Raw genomic sequence first — 24006 nt, 5'->3', positions numbered from 1 at the left:
CGTCAATCTCCGGGCTTGCCGGCGCGCAGCAGGCGCCAGGCGTTGGCTACCACCAGCAGCGACGACACCGACATGCCGATGCCCGCCATCCAGGCGGTGACATAGCCGGTTGCCGCCAGCGGAATGGCGATCACGTTATAGGCAAAGGCCCAGGCGAGGTTCTGGCGCACCACACTGCGCGCACGGCGGGCCATCTTGAGCGCGTTCGCGATCTCCGCCACGCGGCCATGGGTCAGCACCGCGTCGGCGCCGGCCTGCGCCAGCGGCGCGCCGCTGCCGATGGCGATCGAGACTTGCGCCTGCGCCAGCACCGGCGCGTCGTTGATGCCGTCGCCCACCGCCAGCACCACGGCGCCGCCGCGCTGCAGGCGCGCCACGTACTCGCGCTTGCCTTCGGGCGTGACACCGCCCTCGCGGCGCGGGATCTGGAAATGATCGGCCCACCAGCCGACGGTGGCCGGCGTATCGCCCGAGACGAGATGGCAGGTCACGCCGAGCGCGCGCAACTCGCTGAGCAAGCGCGCGGATTGCTCACGCGCCACATCGGCCAACTCGAACACCGCCAGCGCACCGGCGGCGCTGCCCAGCCATACCAGCGTGGCGCCGCGGCGCTCGCTGCCGGCAAGTTCTGCGTGCCAGCTGGCGGCGCTGCCGTGCTCGCACAGCGCCTCCACGAACTCGCGCCGGCCAAGGCGGTAACGCTGCCCATCCAGATCGGCTTCAAGGCCCTGCCCCGGCACATTACGCATGCCGTCGATGGCGAGCGTCTCGTGCGCAAGGCCTTGGGCTTGCGCGGCGTCGACGATGCCGCGCGCGATCGGGTGCTCGCCGGAGCGTTCCATGGCCGCGGCCAGGCGCAGGCAGGTAGCGGCATCGGCATCGCCGCTGGACTGCGTGCGCACCAGTGCGAAACGCCCCTGCGTGAGCGTGCCGGTCTTGTCGAGCATCACGTCCGTGACGCTGGCCAGGGTCTCCAGCGCGTGGCCGCGCGTGAGCAGCAAGCCGCGGCGCGACAACGCGGCCCCGGCCGCGGCCAGCGCCGCCGGCGTGGCCAGCGAGAGCGCGCACGGGCAACTCACCACCAGCACCGCCACCGTCACAAGCAACGCGCGCGCGGGATCGATCCAGGCCCACCAGACGGCGCCGGTGACGGCCGCCAGCACCAGCAAGATGGCGACGAACCAGCCCGCCACGCGGTCGGCCACGGTGGCAAGGCGCGGCTTCTCGGCCAGCGCGCGGTCCAGCACGGCGACGATCTCCGCCAGCCGGGTGCCCGCCCCTACCTTGGCCACGCGCAACTCAAGCGGGCTCGCGGTGTTGAAGCAACCTGCCAGCACGGGATCCCCGATGCTGCGCGGCACCGGCCGGCTCTCGCCGGTCAGCATGGATTCATCGAGCTCGCTTGCGCCGGCGATCACCGTGGCATCGGCGGGTACCACCTCGCCCGCCTTGACGCGGATCAGGTCGCCAGCGCGCAGGCGTGCCACCGGCACCCGCTCGCCCGCGCCGCCCTCGGCACGCAGGCGCTCGCAGGTGGCGGGCAACTGCCGCGCCAGCATCTCGGCACCACTGCGCGATGCCTGGCGCACGCGCAACTCCAGGTAGCGCGCCAGCAGCAAGAACGCGACAAACATGGTGACGGAATCGAAGTACACCTCGCCGGTGCCGCGTAGCGTCGCCACGGTGCTGGCGATAAAGCCCGCCCCCACGCCCAGCGCCACCGGCACATCCATGCCCAGGTGGCGCTGCCGCAGCCCACGCCACGCCCCAGCGAAGATCGGCGAGGCCGAGTACAGCACCACAGGCAAGGTCAGCACCAGGCTGGCCCAGCGCATCAGCTGCAACTGGCCCGGATCGATGGTGGCTTCATGGGTATAGATGGGCCATGCGTACATCATCACCTGCATCATGCCGAGCATGGCCACCGCCATGCGCATCAGCAGGCCACGGCGCGCATGACGGTCCTGCCGGTCCGAGCGCGAAACCTCGAACGGCCACGCCAGGTAGCCGATCCCCGCCAGCGCAGCGAGCAAGGCGGAGACCGGCTGCTCGGCCGCGCGCCAGCGCACCACCACGCGGCGCGTGGCCACGTTGGCGATCACCGATTCCACACCGGGCAGGCTGCCCAGGTGCTGCTCGATCAGCCAGGCGCAGGCGGCGCAGCGGATATTCTCCGGCGCCAGCGTGATCTCGGCCCGACGTTCGTCCAGCGGGCGCACGAACTGGGCCCGTAACTCCTCGGTGTCGTAGGCGGCCCAGACAGGCTCGGCCTCGCGCCGCGCCGCGTCGTCGATCGGCCGGGCAAAGCGGGCCTGGTCGCCATAGAGATGGCCGAACCCGGCTGCGTGCAGTGTCTGCGCCAGGGCCTGGCAGCCACCGCAGCAAAACGCCTGTTCTTCGCCGTCGATGCTGGCATGCAAGGGCGGCTCGCCGGCCACGAGCGGCTGTCCGCAGTGGAAGCAGCCCGCACGCCCGGCGGCCGCAGGCACGCCGCTTGCGCGTGCAGGCGGCGGATTGGGCAGGGACCGGGCGGAATAGGCTGGGGCTGGGGAAGTCGGCATCGGGACTCTTTTTTACCATCTGCATGGTAAGAGTCCCGGTGGCAAGCCGCCTTGATACAGATCAAGCGGGTGGCCAGACGGCGCACGGCGCGCCGCCTGCGCAGGGCATCAGGTCAGAGAGGTGTCGACCGTACGGCGCGGCGCTTCCAGGTATTCGCGCGACTGCATCTCGATGATGCGCGACACCGTGCGGCTGAACTCGTTGGCCATCTGGCCTTCGGTGTAGAGTTCATCCGCCGGCACTTCCGCCGAGATCAGCAGCTTGACCTTGTGGTCGTAGAACACGTCGATCAGCCAGGTGAAACGGCGTGCCTCCGACGACATGCGCGGCGTCATCCTGGGCACGTCGGAGAGGATCACCGTGTGGAACTCGGTGGCGAGCTCCAGGTAGTCGTTCTGCGAGCGCGGGCCACCGCACAGCGTATTGAAATCGAACCAGACCACCCCGCCCGCCTTGCGCAGCGCGCGCAGTTCGCGGTGCTCGATATGCAGGATGGGGGATTCGTCGGCCACGCCGGCAATACCGGTAAAGGCATGGCGCAGGGCCGAGCTGGCCTCGGGTCCCAGCGGCGTGTGATACGCCTCCACCTGCTCCAGCGCGCGCTTGCGGTAGTCGATGCCGGCATCGACATTGAGCACGTCGAGCTTGTGCTGCAGCAGCGCGATGGCCGGCAGCACGCGATCCCGGTGCAAGCCGTCCGGGTACAGCAGGTCCGGCCGGTAGTTCGACGTCATCACGAACTGCACGCCATTCTCGAACATCTGCTGCAGCAGGCGGTGCAGGATCATCGCATCGGCCACGTCGCTGACATGGAACTCATCAAAGCAGATCAGGCGGAACCGCCGCGCGATGCGCTTGGCCAGTTCGTCCAGCGGATCCGGGCGCCCGCGCAGCTCTTCGAGCTGGCGATGCACCTCGCGCATGAATTCGTGGAAATGCAGCCGAGTCTTGCGCACCACCGGTACGCAGGTATAGAAGCTGTCCATCAGGAAGGACTTGCCGCGGCCGACCCCGCCCCACAGGTACACGCCCTTGGGCACGTCCGGGTGCACCAGCAGCTTTTTCAGCGTGCTGTTGCGCCGGCTCTTGTAGGCCACCCACTCGTCATAGCATTGCTGCAGGCGCTCGACGGCGCGCAACTGCGCGGGGTCGGTGGTGTAGCCACGTTGCTTCAGTTCCTGCTCGTAGTACTCACGGACGTTCATGCTGACTGCTTGCGCTGGATGCCGGGAGGCGCCGGCTTGAATGAGGATCGAGGCGCGTGACAGGGCCATCTGCCCCTGCCGCCCCGAAAGCGAAAACGGCGCGCCGCTGGAGCGGCGCGCCGGTACTCAACAATACGAAGGCTTATGCCTTACATATTGAGCTGGCGCTTGTCGACAGCGAGTGCGGCTTCGCGCATGACTTCCGACATCGACGGATGCGGATGGCAGGTGCGGCCGATGTCTTCGCTGGCAGCCTTGAACTCCATCGCCACCACGGCTTCGGCGATCAGGTCCGACGCGTTCGCGGCAACCACATGCACGCCCAGGATCTCATCGGTCTTGGCATCGGCCAGCATCTTGACGAAGCCATCCGAATGACCCATGCCCAGTGCACGGCCGTTGGCCATGAACGGGAACTGGCCGGACTTGTACTCGCGGCCTTCGGCCTTGAGCTGCTGCTCGGTCTTGCCCACCCATGCGATTTCCGGGAAGGTGTAGATCACCCACGGAATGCAGTTGTAGTCGATGTGCGGCTTCTGGCCGGCGATGCGCTCGGCAACCGCCACGCCTTCGTCCTCTGCCTTGTGGGCCAGCATCGGGCCACGCACCACGTCGCCGATGGCCCACAGGCCCGGCACCTTGGTCGCGCAGTGGTCATCCACCTCGATGAAGCCGCGCGGGTCGGCCGCCAGGCCGATGGCGTCGAGGCCGAGGTTGTCGGTGTTGGGCACGCGGCCAACCGACACGATCAGGCGATCGACTTCCAGGGTCTGGGCAGCGCCGTCCTTGTCGGTGTAGCTGACGGTGACGTTATCCTTGCCGGTCTTGACTTCATTGACCTTCACGCCCAGGCTGAACTTCAGGCCTTGCTTGGTCAGCAGCTTCTGCGCTTCCTTGGCCACGCCTTCGTCGGCGGCGCCCAGGAACGACGGCAGCGCTTCCAGCACGGTCACTTCGGCACCCAGGCGGCGCCACACGGAACCCAGCTCGAGGCCGATCACGCCAGCGCCGATCACGCCCAGCTTCTTCGGCACGCCGGCGAACTTGAGCGCGCCTTCGTTATCGCTGACCAGCACGTTGTCCACCGCGATACCCGGCAGGTGACGCGCCTTGGAACCCGTAGCGACGATGACCTGCTTGGCCGTCACGACTTCGGTACCTGCCTTGCCGGCGATCTCGACCTGGAAGCCCTCGGCGGTCTTGCCGACGAACTTGCCGTAGCCCTTGAGCAGCGTGACCTTGTTCTTGCGGAACAGGAACTCGATGCCCTTGGTCATCTTGCCGACGATATCGTCCTTGCGCTTGAGCATCTTGGCCACGTCGACCTTGACATCGCCAACCGTGATGCCGTGGTCGCCCAGGTGATGCTGTACGTTCTCGAACTCTTCCGAGGATGCCAGCAATGCCTTGGAGGGGATGCAACCCACGTTCAGGCAGGTGCCGCCCAGGCGCGGTTCGTCCTTGGGATCGTCGTAGGCATTGCCTTCGCAGCAGGCCACATTCAGGCCCAGCTGGCCGGCACGAATGGCGGCGATGTAGCCGCCGGGGCCGGCACCGATCACCAGCACGTCGAATTGTTTGCTCATGGAGATTCCTTTTGCAGCCACGGCGGGGCAACGTCGCCCGCCAGGCCGCTTTCAACTCTTCGGTCCGTCATGCCCGCCAGCGCCGCACCCGATGACAGGCGCGGCGGAGGAAATGCGGGCAAGACCTCAGGCTTTGCAGATGATTACAGGTCCAGCAGCAGGCGTGCCGGATCTTCCAGCGCGTCCTTCATGGCGACCAGGCCCAGGACGGCTTCGCGGCCGTCGATGATGCGGTGGTCGTAGGACATGGCGAGGTAGTTCATCGGACGGATCACGATCTGGCCGTCTTCCACCACCGGGCGGTCCTTGGTGGCGTGCACGCCCAGGATCGCGGATTGCGGCGGGTTGATGATCGGCGTCGACAGCATCGAGCCGAAGGTACCGCCGTTGGAGATCGAGAACGTACCACCGGTCAGCTCTTCCAGCGACAGCTTGCCGTCGCGGGCCTTGGCGCCGAATTCAGCGATCTTCTTTTCGATGTCGGCCAGGCTCATCTGGTCGGCGTTGCGCAGGATAGGCACCACCAGGCCACGCGGCGAGCCCACCGCGATACCGATGTCGAAGTAGCCGTGATAGACGATGTCGTTGCCGTCGATCGATGCGTTGATCAGCGGGAACTTCTTCAGCGCGTGAACCGCGGCCTTGACGAAGAAGGACATGAAGCCCAGCTTCACGCCGTGTTCCTTCTCGAAGCGGTCCTTGTACTTGTTACGCAGGTCCATCACCGGCTTCATGTTCACTTCATTGAAGGTGGTGAGGATCGCGTTGGTGCTTTGCGATTGCAGCAGGCGCTCGGCGATACGGGCGCGCAGGCGGCTCATCGGCACGCGTTCTTCCGGGCGGTCGCCCAGGGCGGCGAAGTCCATCGGGGCGGAAACCTGCTGCAGCGCCGGCTTGGCAGCGGCCGGAGCCGGTGCTGCCTTGGCGGCCGGTGCGGGAGCGGGTGCGGCGGTCGCGGCCAGCACGTCACCCTTGGTGATGCGGCCATCCTTGCCCGTGCCTGCAACCTGGCCAGCGGACAGGCCGCCTTCGGCCATCAGCTTGGCTGCCGAAGGCATGGCCACGGCGCCGGCTGCTGCCGGAGCGGCCGCGGCCGCGGCGGCCGGGGCAGCGGCAGCGGGTGCCGGTGCGGCAGCGGCGGGAGCGACGGCGCCAGCGGTGGCTTCAGTGTCGATCTTGGCGATCACTTCGTCGGCAACCACGGTGTCGCCGTCGTTGCGGATGATCTGCGACAGCACGCCAGCTGACGGGGCCGGCACTTCGAGCACGACTTTGTCAGTCTCGATTTCAATCAGGATTTCGTCTTGGGCAACAGCTTCGCCCGGCTTCTTCTTCCAGTTCAGCATGGTTGCTTCTGCAACCGATTCAGAGAGTTGCGGAACCTTGACGTCAACAATAGCCATGGTTGGAATTTCCTTGATGTATTCGTTTTTGCTTAAGGCAGGTGGCAAAAAACATGGCGGTGCGCGCTCTTCGCGCGCGCCGCCATGCTGGCCACGATCATTTGGTCAGGACAAAGCCCTTGAGCTTGGAGAACGCCGCATCCAGCAGCGCCTTTTGTTGCTCGTTGTGCTTGGCGTAGTAGCCCACCGCCGGCGATGCCGAGGCGGGACGACCCGCGTAACCGAGCTTCTGGCCCTCCGCCATGTTTTCCATGATGAAGTGCTGGACGAAGAACCAGGCACCCTGGTTCTGCGGCTCGTCCTGGCACCACACGATTTCGTTGGCGTTCGGGTACTTCTTCAGCTCGGCTGCCACTGCCTTGTGCGGGAACGGATACAGCTGTTCCATGCGGATGACGGCCGTGTCGGTAGCGCCGCGTTCCTTGCGGGTGTTGACCAGGTCGTAGTAGACCTTGCCCGAGCACATGATCACGCGCTTGACCTTGCTGGCGTTCAGTTCTTCGTGATCGGGGATGACCGTCTCGAAGTGACCCTTGGCCAGGTCGGACAGCGGCGAGACCGCTTCCTTGTTACGCAGCAGCGACTTCGGCGTCATGATCACCAGCGGCTTGCGGAACAGACGGATCATCTGGCGGCGCAGCAGGTGGAAGATCTGGGCCGGGGTGGTCGGCTGGCAGACTTGCATGTTGTGGTCCGCGCACAGCTGCAGGAAGCGCTCGATGCGCGCCGAGCTGTGTTCCGGGCCCTGGCCTTCGTAGCCGTGCGGCAGCATCAGGGTCAGGCCCGAGGCGCGGCCCCACTTCACTTCGCCGGAGGAGATGAACTGGTCGATCACCACCTGGGCGCCGTTGACGAAGTCGCCGAACTGGGCTTCCCAGATCACGAGTGCGTTCGGCTCAGCGGTGGAGAAGCCGTATTCAAAGCCGAGCACAGCCTCTTCCGACAGCACCGAGTCGATCACCGTGAACGGTGCCTGGTTTTCCGACACGTTCTGCAGGGGCACGTAGCTGCCGGCATCCCAGCGCTCGCGGTTCTGATCGTGCAGCACTGAGTGGCGGTGGGTAAAGGTGCCACGGCCGGCGTCCTGGCCGGTGATGCGCACCGGGTAGCCCGAAGCCACCAGCGAGGCGAAGGCCAGATGCTCGCCCATGCCCCAGTCCAGCGGCTGGTCGCCGCGGCCCATGTTGGCGCGATCCTTCACCACCTTCTCGACCAGCGGATGCAGCTTGAGGTGCTCGGGAATGCTGGTAATGCGTTCGGCCAGGCGCTTGAGCTCGGTCACCGGCACGGCGGTGTCGGCGGCGTCGGTCCACTTGCGGTTCAGGAACGGCATCCAGTCCACGGCGAACTTGTTCTTGAAGTTCGACAGGACGGGGTCGACCGTGTGCTTGCCCGCGTCCATCGCGGCACGGTATTCCTTGACCAGCTGGTCGCCGAAGTCGGCAGCCACCAGGTTCTGCGCGGTCAGCTTGTCAGCGTACAGCTTGCGCGTGCCCGGGTGCTGGGCGATCTTCTTGTACATCAGCGGCTGGGTAACGGCCGGCGTGTCCTGCTCGTTGTGGCCCAGCTTGCGGAAGCAGATGATGTCGACCACGACATCCTTCTTGAACTCCATGCGGAAGTCCACGGCCAGCTGCATGGCGAACACCACGGCTTCGGGATCGTCGCCGTTGACGTGCAGCACCGGTGCCTCGATCATCTTGACGACGTCGGTGCAATACAGCGTGGAACGCGAGTCGCGCGGGTCCGAGGTGGTGAAGCCGATCTGGTTGTTGATCACGATGTGCATCGTGCCGCCCGTGCCGTAGCCGCGGGTCTGCGCCAGGTTCAGCGTTTCCATCACCACGCCCTGGCCTGCGAATGCCGCGTCGCCGTGCACTTGCACCGGCAGCACTTCCGCATGGCCTGCGGGCTCGCCGCGGCGTTCCTGGCGGGCCTTGACCGAGCCCTCGACGACCGGGTTGACGATTTCCAGGTGGGACGGGTTGAAGGCGAGCGACAGGTGGACCGGGCCGCCTTCGGTGGAGACGTCGCTGGAGAAGCCCTTGTGGTACTTCACGTCGCCTGCCGGCAGGTCATCGACGTGCTTGCCTTCGAACTCGGCGAACAGGTCAGCCGGCATCTTGCCCAGCGTATTGACCAGCACATTCAGGCGGCCGCGGTGGGCCATGCCGATCACGATTTCCTGCACGCCCTTGCTGCCGCTGTGCTGGATCAGTTCGTCCATGGCAGCGATGAAGCTTTCGCCGCCTTCCAGCGAGAAGCGCTTCTGGCCAACGTACTTGGTGTGGAGGAAGCGCTCCAGGCCTTCAGCCGCGGTCAGGCGGTCGAGCACGTGCTTCTTCTTTTCGAGGGTGAACACCGGCTTGGAACGCGTGGTTTCCAGGCGCTCTTGCCACCAGCGCTTTTGCGCCTGGTCGCTGATGTACATGAACTCGGCGCCGATGCTGCTGCAGTACGTTTCGCGCAGGTTGTTGAGCAGCTCGCGCAGGCTCATCGATTCCTTGCCGAAATACGTATTGCTGGCGTTGAAGACGATGTCGAGATCGCTTTCGGAGAAGCCGTAGAACGCGGGGTCGAGGTCTGGCAGGGGCGGACGCTCCTGGCGCTTGAGCGGATCCAGGTCTGCCCAGTGCGAACCGATGTTGCGGTAGGCGGCGATCAGCTGCGTGGCAGCGACGCGCTTGCGCCCCATATCGGAGTCGGCCGAGGCAACAATAGTCTTGATCGGACCCGCCTTGGCACGCTCAGCGAACGAGGCGACGATGGGAGCGTGGGGGATATCGCGGGCGTTGGAGCCATCGACAGCCGGCACGTTCTGCATCGCGTCGAAGTACGCGCGCCAGTTATCGGGAACCGAGGAGGGATTTTCGAGGTAGGCCTCGTACAGCTCTTCTACATAGGGGGCATTGCCGCCGAAGAGGTACGAATTGCTCTGATACTGCTGCATCATGGGGCGCTCACTATTATCCGGGAATGCCGGAATAAAGCGGGTTCATCAACCTTCCGCGACACGGCTTGACCGGTTAGCGGATTGCAAACAACTCTTTCTGGGCAGCAACTGAAACACATTAAATGCATCATTATGCAAACGGCACCGCAGCGGGTGCCGATCTGTTCAGTCGCCCTGAAAGGGTCAGTTGTGCGTGGAAGGACCTAAGTCTTCACTCGCATAAGAATAGCACGTTTGCCGCGTGAGCCGAGGGAATTTTGCCGTAACGCGCGCGGGCCGATCCGCAGTGTTGCGAAGCGGCCAAGACCACCTCCCGAAGCAGATGACGAAACCCATGCGTTCGATAGCATGGAGCCGGAAACCAAAGGAGCGATCCGTGCATCTCTTGCCACACCCCCTGCGGGCCAGCGCCCGGCCCCGTCAATGATGCCCGCCCCCACCGCCGACGCCGCGGCGTCGGGCGCCGCTTCCGCCACATGGCGCGCGGACCTGGTGGCCGGCCTGGCCATCGCCGGGCTGCTGCTGCCCGAGGCCGTGGCCTATTCCGGCATTGCCGGGCTGCCGCCGCAAGCCGGCGTGATCGCGCTGTTCGCAGGCCTGCTGGTCTACGGCCTGCTTGGCAGCAGCCGCTTTGCGATCGTTTCGGCCACCTCGTCGTCTGCCGCGGTGCTGCTGGCAGCCACCACGGCTGCCGCCGAGGGCGACGCCGGACTGCGCATCGCCCTCGGCGCCGCCGTGATCCTGCTGGCGGGGGTGCTGTTCCTGCTGGCATCGCTGGCGCACCTGGGGGCGATCTCCAACCTGATCGCCAAGCCGGTGCTGCGCGGCTTCGCGCTGGGACTGGCGCTGACCATCGTGCTCAAGCAATGCCCGAAGGTCCTGGACGTGCATCCGGCGCACGGCGACTTCCTGCGCCTGGCCTGGGAACTGCTCGCCAGCTGGCGCCACTGGAACCTGGCAGGCGCGGCGGTGGCACTGGTTGCGCTGGCGCTGCTGCACGTGTTCGCGCGCTGGCGCGCCATGCCGGGCGCGCTACTGGTCATCGCCACCGGCATCATGCTCGACCTCAGCGGCTGGACCCAGGCGCATGGCGTGGCAGCCGTCGGCAACATCGCCCTGCAGTTCTCGGCGCCACGGGTGCCGGAACTGAGCACGGCCGACTGGATGCGGGTGGGCGAACTGGCCGCCGCGCTGGCCCTGATCCTGTACGCCGAGAGCTACGGCTCGATCCGCACCTTTGCCATGCGCCACGGCGACATCGTCTCGCCCAACCGCGACCTGGCAGCGCTGGGGCTGGCCAACCTCGCTTCGGGGTTGTTCCAGGGCATGCCGGTGGGCGCGGGTTTTTCCGGCACCTCGGCTAACGAAGCAGCCGGCGCGCAAAGCCGCCGTGCCGGCTTGATTGCGGGTGCCGTGGTCTTTGCCGCGGTATGCACCCTGCTCCCCTGGATCTCGCACACGCCAGAACCGGTACTCGCGGCCATCGTGATCCGCGCGGTCGGGCACAGCCTAAACCCGGGCAGCCTCAAGCCTTATTTCGACTGGCGGCGCGACCGCCTGGTCGCGGTGACCGCCTTTGCCGGCGTGCTGTTGCTGGGCGTGCTGCATGGGCTGCTGCTGGCAATCGGGGTCAGCCTGGCGATGCTGCTGCAGCGCTTGTCGCGCCCGCAGGTGAGCTGGCTGGGGCGTTGGGCCGATGGCCACGACTTCGTCGACACGGCGCGCCACCCCGAGGCCACCGCGCCCAAGGGACTGCTGATCGCGCGCCCGGAGGTACCGCTTTTCTTCGGCAACGTCGATAGCGTGCTGGGCACCGTGCGCCAGGCGCTGGCGCGCGAGCATCCCCAGTACGGCCTGATACTCAGCCTGGAAGAATCGTCGGACCTCGACGGCACTGCCCTTGAAGCCTTGGGCGAACTGGCGGTGTTCGCGAAGGCCCACGGCATGCCGCTATGGCTCGCGCGGGTCAAGGACGAGGTGCGCGACCTGCTGGCGCATGCGCGCAACCCCGCCCTGCCCGAGGAAATATGGCGCGGCTGGAGCGTGGACGATGCGGTGCGCGAAGCGTTGGCGCAGCCTGCATGAACAGGCCGCGCCGGCACCACCGGGCGGACTAGCCCTGACGCGGTGCGATCAGGTCGACCGCGTCGGTAATCAGTGTGTCCAGCCCCCAAGTCAGCAGTTCCGTCGCGCGCACCGGGTCATTGACGGTATAGCAGGCCACCCGGAAACCGGCCGCATGGGCCGCCTGGATGACCTCGGCGGTAAGCTCGCGATGGTTGGCATCGAGCGCCACGCAGTCCAGCCGGCGCAGCCGCTCCAGCCAGTCGGGCGGCAGCTTGTCCAGCAGCAGCGCGCGCGGCAGGCCAGGCGCGGCCTTGCGGGCCGCTTCCAGCGACTCTTCCGAGAATGACGACAGCAGCGGCAGCACATCGCTGCCGGCCCACAGTGCCTGCGCGTCGAGGGCTACCGCCGCGCCGGTGCGCCATTCCGCGCCGGGCACGGGCTTGATCTCGATATTGACGAAGAAGCCGTTGGCACGGGTATAGCGAGCAATCGCCGCCAGCGTGGGCACTGGTTCGCCGGCATAGGCAGGGCTGTGCCAGCTGCCCGCGTCCAGCATGGCGATCTCGCCCAGCGTCAGCGCATCGGCCCGCCCCTGGCCGTTGGTGGTGCGGTCCAGCGTGGCGTCGTGCAGCAGCACCGGGCGTCCGTCGCCCGACAGCTTCACGTCGAACTCGAACATGCGGTAGCCAAACGATGCCCCGTGGCGGAATGCCGCCAGGGTGTTCTCGGGTGCGAGCTTGCCCGCGCCACGATGGGCGACATGGCGCGGATAGGGCCAGGCGGCTAGGGTCATGTCAGGCCTCGATGCGCTTGCCGGAATCGGCGTCGAAGAAATGCAGGTGCTCGGCCGTGGCCGTGATCGGCAGGCGATCGCCGCTGCGCACAGGCATATTGCTGTCCAGCCGCACCACTACCGGCTGGCCGCCCAGTGTGCCATACGCATAGGAGTCGGCGCCAAGCGCCTCGACCAGGCGGACCTCGATCTCGGCGATCGCCTCATGCGCCGCACACGGCTCGATATGCTCCGGACGCAGGCCGAGCAGCGCGCGCTCGGGCAGGTGCAGGCCCATTGGCAAGTGGCCGAGGGTGGCGGGTACGCCTTGGGCACCCGGCTTCTGCTCCACGCGCATCTGCGCTTCGCCCTGCCCGCCATTGGTCCGCGCCACCGGAACCAGATTCATCGGCGGCGAGCCGATAAAGCTGGCCACGAAGGTACTGGCCGGGCGTGCATAGACTTCCAGCGGCGTGCCGATCTGCTCCACGCGCCCGCCATTGAGCACCATCATGCGGTCCGCCAGCGTCATGGCTTCGACCTGATCGTGGGTCACATACATGCTGGTGGTGCGCAGGCGGCGGTGCAACTCCTTCAACTCCAGGCGCATCTGCACGCGCAGCTTGGCGTCGAGGTTGGACAGCGGCTCGTCGAACAGGAACACGGCAGGCTCACGCACGATCGCGCGGCCCATGGCCACACGCTGGCGCTGGCCGCCCGACAGCGCGCGCGGCTTGCGCTCGAGCAGCGGCGCCAGCTCCAGGATGCCGGCGGCGTGCTTGACGCGCTGCTCGATCTCGCTCTTGTCCATGCCGCGGATCTTCAGCCCGTAGGCCATGTTGTCGTACACGCTCATATGCGGGTAGAGCGCGTAGTTCTGGAACACCATGGCGATGTCCCGCTCGGCGGGCTCGAGGTGATTGACGACCTTGTCGCCAATATGCACCTCGCCAACGCTGATGGCCTCCAGCCCGGCCACCATGCGCAGCAGCGTGGATTTGCCGCAACCCGAGGGGCCGACGATGACGATGAACTCGCCGTCGTTGATTTCCATATCGATGCCGTGCACAACCTTGACGTTGCCGGCGTAAGTCTTCTGTACGTTGCGAAGCGACAGTTTTGCCATTGCTATTCTTTCTCGCTGGGCAAGCGTGGCGGGCACGTCATCCTATGAGCGCCCCGCCCCGCCCGCTTATTTTTCGGTTTCGACCAGGCCCTTGACGAACCACTTCTGCATCAGCACCACCACGATCGCGGGCGGCACCATGGCCAGCATCACGGTGGCCATCACCAGGTTCCAGTCGGTCGCGGCATCCCCGGAGCGGGAGATCATCTGCGTGACCCCCACCACCACCGGCGTCATCGACTTCTGCGTGGTGATCAGGAGCGGCCACAGGTACTGGTTCCAGCCGTAGATGAACTGGATCACAAAGAGCGCCGCGATGCTGGTCTTGGACAGCGGCAGCACCACGTCCTTGAAGAAGCGCAGCGGCCCCGCGCCGTCGATGCGCGCGGCCTCGGCCAGCTCATCCGGAATGGTCAGGAAGAACTGGCGGAACAGGAAGGTCGCGGTTGCCGAGGCGATGATCGGGATGGTCAGGCCGAAGTAGCTGTCCAGCATGCCGAGATCGGACACCACCTTGTAGGTCGGCAGGATCCGCACTTCCACCGGCAGCATCAGCGTGATGAAGATCATCCAGAAGAAGGTCTTGCGCAGCGGGAACTTGAAGTACACCACCGCGAAAGCCGAGATGATCGAGATCGTGATCTTGCCCAGCGCGATGCCCAGCGCCATGATCAAGCTGTTCAACATCATGGTGGAGACAGGCGAGGCGGCATTGCCCACGCCGGCTACCAGCACGGTGCGATAGTTCTCCAGAAAATGGCTGCCCGGCAGCAGCGTCATCGGTGCCTGCAGCACCTCCTCGGCGGTCAGCGTCGAGGCAACAAACGTGACATAGACGGGGAAAGCCACTACCACTACGCCCAGCACCAGCATCAGGTGCGAGAGAAAATCTAGAAAGGGTCGTCGTTCTACCATTTTGCCAATCCTTCAGTACTGCACCTTGCGTTCCACGTAGCGGAACTGCACCACCGTGAGAACAATCACGATCCCCATCAGCACAACCGACTGCGCGGCCGAGCCGCCGATATCGAGTCCGCGGAAGCCATCCTGGTAGACCTTGTAGACCAGCGTATTGGTAGCGTTGACGGGGCCGCCATGGGTCACCGCGTCGATAATGGCAAAGGTGTCGAAGAAGGCGTACACCACGTTGATCACCATCAGGAAGAACGTGGTCGGCGACAGTAACGGGAATATGATCGACCAGAACCGGCGCCAAGGCCCCGCGCCATCGATGGCGGCTGCCTCGATCAGCGATTTAGGGATGCTCTGCAAGCCGGCCAGGAAGAACAGGAAGTTGTAGCTGATCTGCTTCCACGCTGCAATCAGCACCACGAGCAGCATGGCCTGGTTGCTATTGAGCAGGAAGTTCCAGTCCACACCGAACCGATGCAGCGCGTAGGACACCACGCCCAGCGTCGGGTTGAACATGAACATCCACAGCACGCCCGCCACCGCCGGCGCCACGGCATACGGCCAGATCAGCAGCATCTTGTAGCCACTGGCGCCCCGCACCACGCGATCGGCGAAGTAGGCAAGCATCAGCGAGACCGTCAGCCCGACCAGCGTCACCCCGACGGCGAACACCCCCGTGACGCGAAACGAGTTCAGGTACTGCGCATCACTGAACAGATCGCGGAAGTTCTCCAGGCCAACGAACTGGAGATCAATACCGAAGGCATCCTGCCGCAGCACAGACTGGTACAGCGCCTGCCCGGCCGGCCAAAAAAAGAAGATCAGCGTCACCGCCATCTGCGGAAGCACCAGCAGATAAGGCAACCATGAAGATCGGAATACGACCCGTTTTTCCATCACGCATCCAAGCCACCGCTATGCGCGGCGCGTCATCAGTCATAGCCAGTGCGGCGAGGCCGCCGCACAAACCAAAGACGGAGGCACAGCCTCCGCCTCCCAAACACTCAAGAAGCCGCAGCGCTTATTCGCGGACCGTCTTCTGGAAACGCTCCAGCAATTCATTGCCGCGCGCAACCGCCGAATCCAGTGCTTCCTTAGGTTGCTTCTTGCCGGTCCACACCGCTTCGAGCTCTTCGTCGATCACCGTACGGATCTGTGGGAAGTTGCCCAGGCGGATGCCTCGCGACTTGTCGGTGGTCTTGACAATCATCTGCTTGACCGCCACGTCCGCGCCGGGGTTCTTCTCATAGAAGCCCGATTTCTTGGTGAGTTCGTAGGCTGCCGTCGTCACCGGCAGGTAGCCGGTCGACTGGTGCCAGTCGGCCTGCACCTCGGGGCGTGACAGATAGGTGAAGAACTTGGCTACGCCCTTGTATTCCTCGGCCTTCTTGCCGCCCATCACCCACAACGAAGCCCCGCCGATGATGGTGTTTTGCGGAGCGCCCGGCACGCCTTGCTCGTACGGCAGCTGCGCCACGGTGAAATCGAACTTGGCGTTCTTGCGGATATTCGCCAGCGCCGCCGAGGAACCGGTCAGCATCGCGCACTGGCCGGCAATAAACTTCGCCTTCGGCTCGTCCTTGCGGCCGCCATAGACAAAGTAGCCCTTCTGCTGCATGTCGAGCAGGTTGGCAATATGCTTGACGTGCAGCGGCGAATTGAACACCAGGCGCGCGCCCGTGCCACCGAAGCCATTGTTCTCGGTGGCGAACAAGACGTTGTGCCAGGCCGAGAAGCTTTCCAGCTGCACCCACGACTGCCAGTCGGTGGTGTAACCGCAAGAGATGCCGGCAGCCTTGAGCTTGGCGGAATCGGTGGCCACCTCTTGCCAGGTCACGGGCGGCTTGTTCGGATCCAGCCCGGCCTTCTTGAAGGCGTCCTTGTTGTAGTACATCACCGTGGTGGAGCTATTGAACGGGAACGACAGCATCTCACCCTTGTTCGAGGTGTAGTAGCCAGCCACCGCCGGGATGTACATCTTGGCGTCGAACTTCTCGCCAGCGTCCTTCATGACCGTCGCCACCGGCTTGATGGCACCCTTGGCGCTCATCATGGTAGCCGTGCCCACCTCGAATACCTGCAGGATCGCCGGCGCGTTGCCCGAGCGGAAGGCAGCGATGCCCGCGGCCAGCGATTCGTCGTACTGGCCCTTGTAGATCGGTACGATCTTGTAGTCGGACTGGCTGGCATTGAACTGCGTGGCGATCGCGTTCACCTTCTCGTTGAGCGCACCTTCCATCGAATGCCACCACTGGATCTCGACGGCGGCATTGGCCGATCCTGCGCCGGCCAGCATGGCAAAAGCGGCCAGGGTCAACGCGGTACGTTTTACGGTCATGGAAATCTCTCCTGTTCTATCTTGCGGCATTGGACAAAAATCGTCCGACTGTATGCAGTTTTTGTGACAGGCGGATGTTACCCCGCCTTGTTGGATTGGAAAACCGGGCATTTCTACTAAATTACAATAATATGACAACGATTTATCGGCAGCTTGACAGGGTAGAATCTCGCGCTATGCAAGCCATACAAAGCCTTCCCGCCCCGGCGTTGCGCCGGATTCGCGGCGTACTGACCGATATCGACGGCACCATCACCACCGACGGCAGGCTGCCGGCGGCCACCTACCTGGCGCTCGACCGCCTCAAGGCAGCCGGGCTGCACGTGATCCCGGTCACGGGACGCTGCATCGCCTGGGCCGAGATCCTGACGCGGTTATGGCCGGTGGACGCCATCATCGGCGAAAACGGTGCGTTCTACTCCCACCTGCGCGCGGGCAAGCTGGTGACCCGTTACCTGGACGACGCCGCCACCCGAGCCGACAACCTGGCGCGCATCCACGCGCTTGGCAAACGCATCGTGCAAGAGGTGCCAGGCTGCGCGCTGGCCTCGGACCAGGCCTGGCACGCCGCCGACCTGGCCGTCGACCACGCCGAGGACGTCGCGCCCCTGCCGCCCGCCGCGGTCGAGCGCATTGCCGGGCTGATGCGCGAAGCGGGCATGACCGCCACGGTCTCGTCCATTCACGTCAATGGCTGGTTCGGTGATCACGACAAGCTCAGCATGAGCCGTTTGTGCGCCGCGGAATTACTGGGCGCCGACCTGGATGCCGAACGGGAGGAATGGCTGTTTATCGGCGACTCAGCGAACGACGCCAGCATGTTTGCTCATTTCCCGCTGTCGGTCGGGGTGGCCAACATCCGCGACATCCTGCCTCAGCTGCCAGCCAAGCCGGCCTATATCACCGAGGCGGCCTGCGGCGAGGGCTTTGCGGAAATGGCCGAACTTCTGCTGGCCGCGCGCGGCTGACCTGCCAAGAGCGCGCCGACAATAAAAAAACAGCCGGGCAAGCCCGGCTGTTTTTTTATGCGCTGCAACGACGGCCATGACCCGATTCAATCGAAGCCCAGCTCCTGCAGCTTGCGCGTGATGGTATTGCGGCCGATGCCCAGGCGCGTGGCCGCCTCGACGCGGCGCCCGCGGGTAACGCCCAGCGCAGCCTCCAGCACTGCCTTCTCGAAACGCCGCGTCAGCGCATCCATGACTTCCGGCTGGCCGGACTCCAGCATGGCGCGGGCCTCCCCCGCCAGCAGGTGCTCCCAGCCGGCCAGCGCGCTGGCCGCGGCCGAGCGGCCGGCGTAAGCCAGCGCGGTGTCTGGCTCCCCACCCAGGGTGGAAGGCGCGGCGCCGTAGTCGACGGCGTCATGGCCGTCGGCATCGTCCGCCCTGCCCTCTGCCCGGAACTCCGCCTGGCGCGCCGCGCCGGCACCGCCGCCCGGCGCCGTGCCGGTGCCGATCATCTCGGCTGGCATGTCCTTGACCTCGATGGTCTGCGCGGGCGCCATCACGGTCAGCCAGTTGCACAGGTTCTCCAGCTGACGCACGTTGCCAGGGAACGGCAGTGTGCTGACATAGGCCAGGGCCTCGTCCGACATGCGCTTGGGCTCCACGCCCAGTTCCTTGGCACTCTTCTGCAGGAAATGACGCGCCAGCAGCGTGATGTCTTCCGGCCGTTCGCGCAGCGGCGGCAAGCGCAGGCGGATCACGTTGAGGCGGTGGAACAAGTCCTCGCGGAACAGCCCTTCCTTGACGCGCGTTTCCAGGTTCTGGTGGGTGGCGGCAATCACGCGCACGTTGGCGCGCAGCGGATTGTGGCCACCCACGCGGTAGAAATTGCCATCCGACAGCACACGCAGCAGGCGCGTTTGCAAGTCGAACGGCATGTCGCCGATTTCGTCGAGGAACAGCGTGCCGCCCTCGGCCTGCTCGAAGCGGCCGCGGCGCATGGTCTGCGCGCCGGTAAAGGCGCCGCGCTCATGGCCGAACAGCTCCGACTCCAGCAAGTCCTTCGGAATGGCCGCGGTATTGAGGGCGATAAAGGGCCCGTTGGCGCGCGGGCTGTGCTTGTGCAGCGCCTGCGCCACCAGTTCCTTGCCGGTACCGGACTCGCCGGTGATCAGCACTGTCACGTTAGATTGCGACAGGCGGCCGATGGCGCGGAACACGTCCTGCATGGCCGGCGCCTGGCCGAGGATTTCGGGCGCGTCGACCAGGCGGTCTTCGAGCTCCTCCTCGCGCAGGCTTTCCTGCAGCGCGCGGCGAATCAGCTCGACCGCCTTATCCACATCGAAGGGCTTGGCCAGGTATTCGAAGGCGCCGCCCTGGAAGGCCGCTACCGCGCTATCCAGGTCGGAGTATGCCGTCATCACGATGACGGGCAGCCCCGGATGCCGCGCCTTGAGCGCTTGCAGCAGGTCCAGGCCCGAGCCACCCGGCATGCGGATATCGGAGATCAGGACCTGTGGCTCGTCGTCTTCCAGTGCGGCCAGTACGTCGCGCACGTTGGTGAAGCTGCGTGAGAGCAGGCTTTCGCGGGCGAGGGCCTTCTCAAGAACCCAGCGGATTGATTGATCGTCGTCGACTATCCAGATCGGCTTCATGTGCGTCGCTTGTCTGCTCGGTGTCATTTGGTCTTCCGTGAACCTGGCCGCACACCGCCGGCAAGCCGGTCGGCAGCAATCATTGGGGCAGTTCCAATTGCTGTCGCCGATGCGATCAATGCAGGGGCAGCAGGATACGGAAGTCGGTACAGCCCGGCCGGCTCTCGCATTCGATCAAGCCCTCGTGCTGCTGCACGAAGGTTTGAGCGAGTGTGAGACCGAGGCCGCTACCGCCATCCCTGCCCGACACCAGCGGGTAGAAGATGCGTTCGCGGATATCCTCGGGGATGCCCGGACCGTTATCAATGACATGCAAGTCCAATGCCAGCTTGAACAATCGCTTCGCTATGGTTACCTGGCGGGCCACCCGGGTCCGCAGGATGATCTGCGCATCGCCCCGCGCCACGCGCTCCGCGAGTGCCTGGGCCGCGTTGTGGACGATGTTGAGCACGGCCTGGATCAACTGCTCCATGTCGCCGCGCAGGTCGGGCAGGCTCGCGTCGTAGTCGCGCACGATATCCAGCCCGGAGGGGAATTCGGCCAGCACCACCGAGCGCACGCGCTCCAGCACCTCGTGGATGTTGAGGTCGGACACGATGTGCGGATGGCGGTGCGGCTCCAGCAGGCGGTCCACCAGCGTCTGCAGGCGGTCCGACTCCTTGATGATGACCTGGGTGTACTCCCGCAGCGAACGGTCAGGCAACTCGAACTCGAGCAATTGCGCCGCGCCGCGGATGCCGCCCAGCGGGTTCTTGATCTCATGCGCCAGATTGCGGATGAGCTCCTTGTTGGCCGAGGTCAGGTCGAGGATGCGCTCCTCGCGGTCGCTGCGGACCTTTTGCTCGTTGGGCAGCACTTCCACCAGGACCGTGTCGGCCGTGGCATCCAGCGCGCCGATCACCACGTGCGCGTGCATCGGCTCCTGCAGGGGCGGATGCAGTACCACATCCTGCCTGCGCGCATCGAACTGCCGTGAAATCACGGTCTCGATCATGCTGCCGAGCTCTTCCGAAGCGCCGAACAGGTCTGCCAGCGACAACTCCACCATGGCTTTGCGCGACACCGCGAAGCTGGCCTCGGCGGCGGGATTGGCGTAGACGATGCGCAGGCCGGGCTGGCGCACCAGCAACACGGGGTTGGCGACCACGTCCAGCCCCTGGTGGTAGGACACATCGCCCAATGGCAGCACCATGGCTCCACCCTCGGCCGGCGTGCCAGCCCCGGCCGAAGCCACCTTGCGCGAGACGCTGCGAATCAGGCGACGCATAGTGCTAGTCCTTCAAATTGGAGAGTTCGCGCCGCAGCGAAGCGGCATTGGCCTCGCCACGCGCGATGTCGTCGCGCAGCGTGGCGGTGCGGTCGAGGTACTTCTGGTAGTTACGTTCATTGCCCTGGCGCTCGGGCTGGCCGTTGTTGAACTCGGCGCGCAGCGCGGCCAGCTTGGCCTCCTCGCTTTGCAGCTCCTGCTCAAGCACCGCGCGGCGCTCGCCATCGCGGCTTTTCTGGGTCGCGCTGTCCACGCGCGGAAACGCGGTGGGCGCCATCGCGGGCCCGGCGCCCTTGCCCGCCGAAGGGGCGCTCACGCGCCCGCCCGGCACCGTCGTGACTTCCGGCAGGCTGAGCCGCTTGCAGCCCTTGCCCCCGTTGCCGTTGCGGTATTCAGGCACGCCGTTGGGGCCAGCGCAGACATAGATATCCGACTGCGCCGGGGCCGGCCGGCTCCAGCACACCAGCACAAGCGCCAGCATGGCGCAGGCAGCCGCCGATACGTGCATGGAGGCACTGAACCGGTGCATCGGTCGAAGCGAGGAAAGCGGGAATTCGAGCGCGTCCATTGACATCAGCAGGGATGGTGGGAAAGGAGCCCCATTCTAGCGATCAAACCGGCGAACAAAACAAAAAGGGACAGCCGAGGCCGCCCCTTCCTGGTGCAACTGTTGCCCGGTCACAACCTGGCAACGCCTCGCCTTACAGCGAGTAGTACATATCGAACTCGATCGGGTGCGTCGTCATGCGGAAGCGGGTCACTTCTTCCATCTTCAGCTCGATGTAGGCATCGATCATGGAGTTGGAGAAGACGCCGCCGCGCGTCAGGAACTCGCGGTCGTTGTCGAGGTACTCCAGAGCCTGATCGAGGCTGTTACACACGGTCGGGATCTTTGCATCCTCTTCCGGCGGCAGGTCGTACAGGTTCTTGTCGGCAGCTTCGCCCGGGTGGATCTTGTTCTGCACGCCGTCCAGGCCAGCCATCAGCAGCGCCGAGAAGCCCAGGTACGGGTTCATCAGCGGATCCGGGAAGCGGGTCTCGATACGACGGCCCTTCGGGTTGGCAACGTACGGAATACGGATCGATGCCGAACGGTTGCGAGCCGAGTAAGCCAGCTTGACCGGTGCTTCGAAGCCCGGCACCAGACGCTTGTACGAGTTCGTGCCCGGGTTGGTCAGGGCATTCAGCGCGCGAGCGTGCTTGATGATGCCGCCAATGTAGTACAGCGCGAACTCCGACAGGCCGGCGTAGCCGTTGCCCGCGAACAGGTTCTGGCCATCCTTCCATACGGACTGGTGCACGTGCATGCCCGAACCGTTGTCGCCAACGACCGGCTTCGGCATGAAGGTGGCGGTCTTGCCGTAGGTGTGGGCGACGTTCTGGATCACGTACTTTTGCAGCTGGGTCCAGTCGGCGCGCTGCACCAGCGTGCTAAAGCGGGTGCCAATTTCGTTCTGGCCCTGGCCGGCGACTTCGTGGTGGTGCACTTCCACGGGGATGCCCAGCGATTCCAGAATCAGGCACATTTCCGAACGGATGTCCTGGAACGTATCGATCGGGGCAACGGGGAAGTAGCCGCCCTTCTTGCCCGGACGGTGACCGCTGTTGCCGTGCTCGAATTCCTTGCCCGACGACCACGGTGCTTCTTCCGAGTTGATCTTGACGGAGCAACCCTGCATGTCGATGTTCCAGGTCACGCCGTCGAAGATGAAGAACTCGGGTTCCGGGCCAAAGTAGGCGGTGTCGCCCAGGCCGGTGCTCTTCAGGTAAGCCTCGGCGCGCTTGGCGATGGAACGCGGGTCGCGGTCGTAGCCCTTGCCATCCGACGGCTCAACCACGTCGCAGGTCAGGATCAGGGTCGGTTCTTCGTAAAACGGATCGACGTTAGCGGTATTCGGATCCGGCATCAGCAGCATGTCCGAAGCCTCGATACCCTTCCAGCCGGCGATCGACGAACCGTCGAAAGCGTGGCCGCTTTCAAACTTGTCTTCATCGAAGTGCGACACGGGTACCGACACGTGCTGCTCTTTGCCTTTGGTATCGGTGAAACGGAAGTCGACGAACTTGACGTCGTTTTCCTTCACAAGCTTCATCACATCTGCAACGCTGTGGGCCATGCCTATCTCCTGGAAATTCGGCTGAATCTAGAAAAGCCATTCTTGCGTCGATCCCCGCTGTGCAACGCATCAAAGACGTTTGCATCAATACAAAGATCGGCCACGAAAGGGACGAGGAATGTTAGCAGAAAGCATGCCAAGGCAACCCCCTAGTTACCCCTGCGTTCCCGAAAAAAGTGCAGCCAGACGGCGCGATACGGGGGCCCAGGCGCGTTTCGGGTGCCGCATATGGCATACGCATAAATCCGTTTGGCTTCCGCCTCATTCCGGGAACGCCAGCGGCTCTCCCCGCCCTCCATGAAAATCACCAAAAACGTGCATACGCACGCCTCATTGCCCAATTTTGGTGCCTACGCACCAGATTAGAACATTTTGGTGCAAAGCGAATGCCGTTGCCTGCTTGCGGTGCAAGATCCTGCTACCAAGGTACCCGCAGCGCGCGACCAAGCCGGCGCAACTCCGGCACAACCGATGCCGCTAGCTGCCGTTCGCATCCAAAGGCCGCCGGCGAGCACGCCCGCCGCGCTAGAATATCCCGCAGCCTCTGCCAGATGCCATTTCACCCACCGATTTTGTCACCCAGATGACCACCCGAGACGATCTACTCCAAGCGGCGCGTGAGCGCCAGCAGCAAAACCAACTGCCGTACTTCGGCGCCCTCTCCCCGCAGGAAGCCTTTGCACTGCTGCAGGGCGACCCGACCGCCGTGATGGTGGACGTGCGCACGCAAGCTGAGCTCGACTGGATCGGCGGGCCGGACCTGCCGGAAGCCCAATCGGCGCATGTGGAATGGAGCAGCTATCCGGGCGGCGCGCAGAACGCCGCCTTTATCGCGCAGCTCAAGGCTCGCGTGCGCGCGGATGTGCCCGTGCTGTTCCTGTGCCGCAGTGCGGCACGCTCCAAGCACGCCGCCCGCGTCGCCACGGAAGCCGGCTATCAGTTCGCCATGGACGTGCTGGAAGGCTTCGAAGGCGCTCGCGATGAACAGCACCACCGCAAGACGGTGGAAGGCTGGTGCTTCCGCGGCCTGCCCTGGCACGGCGGCTGAAGCTCGGGAACGCGTAAATCGCGTAAATCACCTGCATCGTGCCAGAAAAAG

Annotated in this window: 17 protein-coding genes; 3 read left to right on the top strand and 14 right to left on the bottom strand. The window is 65.0% G+C overall.

Annotated elements, in window-relative coordinates; translation table 11 throughout:
• Nucleotides 1–2: 2 nt before the first annotated feature.
• From AC1RQK_RS11945 to AC1RQK_RS11925, 5 genes are all read right to left on the bottom strand, one after another.
• The gene (locus AC1RQK_RS11945; protein WP_492372407.1) at nt 3–2561 is read right to left on the bottom strand and encodes a heavy metal translocating P-type ATPase; all 2559 of its coding nucleotides are present in this window, start codon (nt 2559–2561) and stop codon (nt 3–5) included.
• A 108-nt stretch (nt 2562–2669) separates the two neighbouring features.
• Nucleotides 2670–3767, bottom strand: a complete 1098-nt coding sequence (gene zapE, locus AC1RQK_RS11940; protein ID WP_043347352.1) for a cell division protein ZapE — start codon at nt 3765–3767, stop codon at nt 2670–2672.
• A 149-nt stretch (nt 3768–3916) separates the two neighbouring features.
• Entirely contained in the window at nt 3917–5353 is a 1437-nt protein-coding gene (gene lpdA, locus AC1RQK_RS11935) for a dihydrolipoyl dehydrogenase (RefSeq protein WP_492809176.1), read from the bottom strand.
• Between the two features lie 143 nt (nt 5354–5496).
• Nucleotides 5497–6756 (bottom strand): 2-oxoglutarate dehydrogenase complex dihydrolipoyllysine-residue succinyltransferase, encoded by a 1260-nt coding sequence (gene odhB / locus AC1RQK_RS11930; protein WP_492372409.1) that lies wholly within the window; start codon nt 6754–6756, stop codon nt 5497–5499.
• Between the two features lie 97 nt (nt 6757–6853).
• Nucleotides 6854–9709 carry a 2-oxoglutarate dehydrogenase E1 component gene (locus AC1RQK_RS11925; RefSeq protein ID WP_174423274.1) on the bottom strand — a complete coding sequence of 952 codons (2856 nt, stop codon included), beginning with the start codon at nt 9707–9709 and terminating at the stop codon, nt 6854–6856.
• A 423-nt stretch (nt 9710–10132) separates the two neighbouring features.
• On the opposite strand from AC1RQK_RS11925, the gene AC1RQK_RS11920 reads away from it, so the two are divergent.
• Nucleotides 10133–11794, top strand: coding sequence for a SulP family inorganic anion transporter (locus tag AC1RQK_RS11920; RefSeq protein ID WP_492809175.1), 1662 nt, complete (start codon nt 10133–10135; stop codon nt 11792–11794).
• Between the two features lie 28 nt (nt 11795–11822).
• On the opposite strand, the gene ugpQ is transcribed toward AC1RQK_RS11920, so the two are convergent.
• From ugpQ to ugpB, 5 genes are all read right to left on the bottom strand, one after another.
• Nucleotides 11823–12569 carry a glycerophosphodiester phosphodiesterase gene (gene ugpQ, locus AC1RQK_RS11915; RefSeq protein WP_492372411.1) on the bottom strand — a complete coding sequence of 249 codons (747 nt, stop codon included), beginning with the start codon at nt 12567–12569 and terminating at the stop codon, nt 11823–11825.
• Nucleotide 12570: 1 nt separating this feature from the next.
• Nucleotides 12571–13674 carry a sn-glycerol-3-phosphate import ATP-binding protein UgpC gene (locus AC1RQK_RS11910; RefSeq protein ID WP_492809174.1) on the bottom strand — a complete coding sequence of 368 codons (1104 nt, stop codon included), beginning with the start codon at nt 13672–13674 and terminating at the stop codon, nt 12571–12573.
• Between the two features lie 66 nt (nt 13675–13740).
• A complete protein-coding gene (ugpE, locus tag AC1RQK_RS11905) occupies nt 13741–14589 on the bottom strand; it encodes a sn-glycerol-3-phosphate ABC transporter permease UgpE (protein ID WP_492372413.1) in 849 nt (282 codons plus the stop codon).
• A gap of 12 nt (nt 14590–14601) precedes the next feature.
• Entirely contained in the window at nt 14602–15483 is an 882-nt protein-coding gene (gene ugpA / locus AC1RQK_RS11900) for a sn-glycerol-3-phosphate ABC transporter permease UgpA (protein WP_174423278.1), read from the bottom strand.
• Between the two features lie 124 nt (nt 15484–15607).
• A complete protein-coding gene (ugpB, locus tag AC1RQK_RS11895) occupies nt 15608–16924 on the bottom strand; it encodes a sn-glycerol-3-phosphate ABC transporter substrate-binding protein UgpB (RefSeq protein WP_174423279.1) in 1317 nt (438 codons plus the stop codon).
• A 176-nt stretch (nt 16925–17100) separates the two neighbouring features.
• Here ugpB and AC1RQK_RS11890 point away from each other — a divergent pair, with 176 nt between their 5' ends.
• Nucleotides 17101–17892, top strand: coding sequence for an HAD-IIB family hydrolase (locus AC1RQK_RS11890; protein WP_492372414.1), 792 nt, complete (start codon nt 17101–17103; stop codon nt 17890–17892).
• Between the two features lie 86 nt (nt 17893–17978).
• On the opposite strand, the gene ntrC is transcribed toward AC1RQK_RS11890, so the two are convergent.
• The 4 genes from ntrC to AC1RQK_RS11870 all read right to left on the bottom strand — a co-directional run bounded on the left by ntrC (nt 17979) and on the right by AC1RQK_RS11870 (nt 22907).
• Nucleotides 17979–19523 carry a nitrogen regulation protein NR(I) gene (gene ntrC, locus AC1RQK_RS11885; protein ID WP_183035096.1) on the bottom strand — a complete coding sequence of 515 codons (1545 nt, stop codon included), beginning with the start codon at nt 19521–19523 and terminating at the stop codon, nt 17979–17981.
• Nucleotides 19524–19638: 115 nt separating this feature from the next.
• The gene (glnL, locus tag AC1RQK_RS11880; RefSeq protein WP_253927479.1) at nt 19639–20790 is read right to left on the bottom strand and encodes a nitrogen regulation protein NR(II); all 1152 of its coding nucleotides are present in this window, start codon (nt 20788–20790) and stop codon (nt 19639–19641) included.
• 4 nt (nt 20791–20794) lie between these two features.
• Nucleotides 20795–21358, bottom strand: coding sequence for a DUF4124 domain-containing protein (locus AC1RQK_RS11875; protein ID WP_416049048.1), 564 nt, complete (start codon nt 21356–21358; stop codon nt 20795–20797).
• Nucleotides 21359–21491: 133 nt separating this feature from the next.
• Complete coding sequence (locus AC1RQK_RS11870; protein WP_459371289.1) at nt 21492–22907, bottom strand: 3-hydroxylaminophenol mutase; 1416 nt, start codon at nt 22905–22907, stop codon at nt 21492–21494.
• A gap of 583 nt (nt 22908–23490) precedes the next feature.
• Between AC1RQK_RS11870 and AC1RQK_RS11865 the strand changes: the two genes are divergently transcribed.
• Complete coding sequence (locus AC1RQK_RS11865) at nt 23491–23955, top strand: rhodanese-like domain-containing protein (protein WP_492809173.1); 465 nt, start codon at nt 23491–23493, stop codon at nt 23953–23955.
• The last annotated feature ends 51 nt before the right edge of the window (nt 23956–24006 follow it).

The organism is Cupriavidus sp. GW822-FHT02D05, from assembly GCF_058802485.1.
The sequence above is the reverse complement of the archived record's forward strand: the minus strand, read 5'-3'. Positions and strand labels throughout refer to the sequence as shown.